Raw genomic sequence first — 2846 nt, forward strand, 5'->3', positions numbered from 1 at the left:
GTGCATGGACCCGCGTGTGGACCCACCACAACGTGCGCAAGGCCTACAACAGCCTCAACCATCTTTGGCGGTCCGAGATGCTGTTTGTCTACCTCAACCCGCCAGCAGGAGTCCTTGCGCCCGAGCGGATCAAATCCACCACCAACAGCTTAGAAGGCGGCATCAACGCCCAGCTCAAACTGCTCGCCAGAACCCACCGCGGCAGATCAGGCGAACGACAACGCCGCATGCTGGATTGGTGGCTCTACTTAAAAACGGAACTGCCTGACGATCCAGTACGAATCGCCAGGCAGTCCGACTGGGGCCAGGGCCAACTCGCCAAAGTATCGGCGGTGTCAATGGGTGTTAGCAATGAGTTCGTTGAATGCTTCTGTGGGGGTGCGGTAGCCGAGGGTGGCTCTGGGGCAGTTGCCCGGTTCGTGGGCGATGGCGTCGAGGTAGGGTTGGTGGCTGGTGATGGGGGTTCCTTTGGGCAGGTAGCGGCGGATGAGCCGGTTGGTGTTTTCGTTGGTTCCTCTCTCCCAGGGGCTGTGGGGGTGAGCGAAGAACACCTCCACGCCGGTGTCGTGGGTGAGGCGCTGGTGGCGGGCCATTTCCCGGCCTTGGTCCCAGGTCAGTGTGCGCATCGCTTGGTCGGGAAGGCCCTGGATGCGGCGGGTGAGCGCGTCACAGACCTGGTCGGCTTTCCGACCCAGAGGCAAGGCGACGATGATCAGGTAGCGGGTGGTGCGCTCAACCAGGGTCGCGCACGCGCTGGCCCCGTCTTGGCCGATGATCAGGTCGCCTTCCCAGTTACCCGGGATTTTCCGATCAGAAATGTCAGGGCGCTCGTCAATCAGCCGCATCCCAACAATGGGTGGTTTGCGCCCGCCTGTGGGGGGTTTCTTGCGCATCCACCGGCGCGAGGGCAAGCAAATGCCGTGTTCGATGAGCGTCTTCTTGGGGTGGGCGTAGATCCACGTGTAGATCGCCTCGTGGCTGATCGTGTGGCCCTGGGCGTCGGGGGAAGTATCCATGGAGGGCAGTGTGCCACACGCCTCCATGCTCAGGCGCCCGCTGATCTGGCGGGGAGTGTGCCCCTGGGACAAATCAGCAATCACACGGTCGCGAAGGATCTCGTCACAATCCAACAGGCGCTTCTTCGGGCGACGCCTGGCCGCGCGGGCTGCCTTGTCGGCTTCCTCGGCCCGATACTGCCCGTCAGGGCCCGTATGGCGGGCGATCTCACGGCACACCACCGAGGGGCTACGACCAATCATGTGAGCGATACGCGTCTTGGACAAGCCCACATTCACCCCCGCCATGATCGCCGCACGATCCTCAACACTCAGCATCCGACGACAGCTCACAACCAGCCCCTCCAACAGCACTGCTACCACACAAATTGCTTACACCCTATGACACTGCCATCCACCCTGACCCAAACCGAGAACCAAGCCGACCACGAAACAGGACGCCCAGCCCTCTACGACAACGCTATCGACACCGACTACACCCACTCAATCGGCATTCAAAAAGGCCAAATCTAACCCCCGCGACACGCCGAGCCAGACACACATTTTGACCCTTAACCCTTTAATGGATATAATTAGACCCATGTTGATTTCAGGTACCGCTTTCTTGCGGTTGCGCACCAACCGCTAAGGCGGTTTCCTACCCCGTAGGTTAAAAACCGCTCCGGTCCTTTAGCCGGGCGGCTATTTGTCATGCCCGACTCCCTTTCAAATCCAAGGAGCACACCTGATGTCTGCATACGGACACGGCCGTCACGAGCATGGCCAAAATTTTCTCACCAACCACAAGATCATCAACTCCATCATCGACCTTGTGAAACAAACCTCCGGCCCCATCATTGAGATCGGACCAGGAAGCGGTGCCCTCACTCACCCGATGGCCCACTTGGGGAGGGCGATAACGGCAGTTGAAGTGGACGCAAAACTAGCTGCCAAAATCACACAAGAAACCTCCTCGGCGGCGGTCGAAGTGGTCCATGATGATTTCCTTAACTTCCGGTTACCCGCCACTCCCTGCGTCATTGTGGGAAACATTCCCTTTCACCTCACCACTGCCATTCTTCGAAAGTTGCTGCATGCGCCAGCATGGACTGACGCTGTACTCCTCATGCAGTGGGAAGTCGCTCGCCGCCGGGCCGGGGTAGGCGCAAGCACGATGATGACGGCTCAGTGGTCCCCATGGTTCACATTTCACCTGGGTTCTCGGGTACCAAGGCTTGCTTTCCGGCCACAGCCAAACGTTGACGGGGGGATCTTAGTGATCCGCCGGGTGGGTGACCCGAAGATTCCGATAGAGCAGCGCAAAGCCTTTCAGGCGATGGTGCACACCGTTTTCACTGCCCGGGGACGCGGGATAGGGGAAATTCTCCGAAGGGCAGGGTTGTTTTCATCACGTTCAGAAACACAATCATGGTTGCGCTCGCGAGGAATCGACCCCGCGACCCTACCTCCCAGATTGCACACCAACGACTGGATCGATCTCTTCCAGGTGACTGGTTCCTCTCTACCTCACCATCGACCCATTTCACCATCGGGAAGTAGTCAACGACCTCCTCAACGGAAAAACCGAAGCCGGCGGCGTTAATCCCCACCAAAACCGAAATCCACCAGTAGTACTAAAAGGGCTCTTCCGGTTTTAGAGTGCATTGATTAGTTCGCCGGGGGTTCGGGCGTGGCACAAGATACTGGGGTCCTTGGCTTTGTAGGAAAAAGGTATCTAATCCATCCGTACAAAACTAAGGACCTACTGTGCAGCCTAACGGAAATGTCATCGTCGATACCATCTGCCGCACCGCAAAACTAGGAACTACTATCACCGGTGCCACAGAAAAC

Annotated in this window: 3 protein-coding genes and 1 pseudogene; 3 read left to right on the forward strand and 1 reads right to left on the reverse strand. The window is 58.4% G+C overall.

Translation table 11 applies throughout. The annotated features are described in order from the left end of the window. Nucleotides 1-338 (forward strand): annotated as a pseudogene (locus tag O3669_RS10750) (IS256 family transposase); the annotation flags it as partial. Here O3669_RS10750 and O3669_RS10755 read toward each other — a convergent pair. Next, complete coding sequence (locus O3669_RS10755) at nucleotides 336-1349, reverse strand: IS30 family transposase (RefSeq protein WP_371524834.1); 1014 nt, start codon at nucleotides 1347-1349, stop codon at nucleotides 336-338. The pseudogene O3669_RS10750 and the gene O3669_RS10755 overlap by 3 nt on opposite strands. 247 nt (nucleotides 1350-1596) lie before the next feature. Between O3669_RS10755 and O3669_RS10760 the strand changes: the two genes are divergently transcribed. Next, entirely contained in the window at nucleotides 1597-1644 is a 48-nt protein-coding gene (locus tag O3669_RS10760; RefSeq protein ID WP_011116968.1) for an erythromycin resistance leader peptide, read from the forward strand. Between the two features lie 99 nt (nucleotides 1645-1743). Beyond that, nucleotides 1744-2598, forward strand: a complete 855-nt coding sequence (gene erm / locus O3669_RS10765) for a 23S ribosomal RNA methyltransferase Erm (RefSeq protein WP_371524836.1) — start codon at nucleotides 1744-1746, stop codon at nucleotides 2596-2598. The last annotated feature ends 248 nt before the right edge of the window (nucleotides 2599-2846 follow it).

The organism is Pauljensenia sp. 20925_1_34 (assembly GCF_041432775.1).
In the GTDB taxonomy this organism is placed as follows: Bacteria; Actinomycetota; Actinomycetes; order Actinomycetales; family Actinomycetaceae; genus Pauljensenia.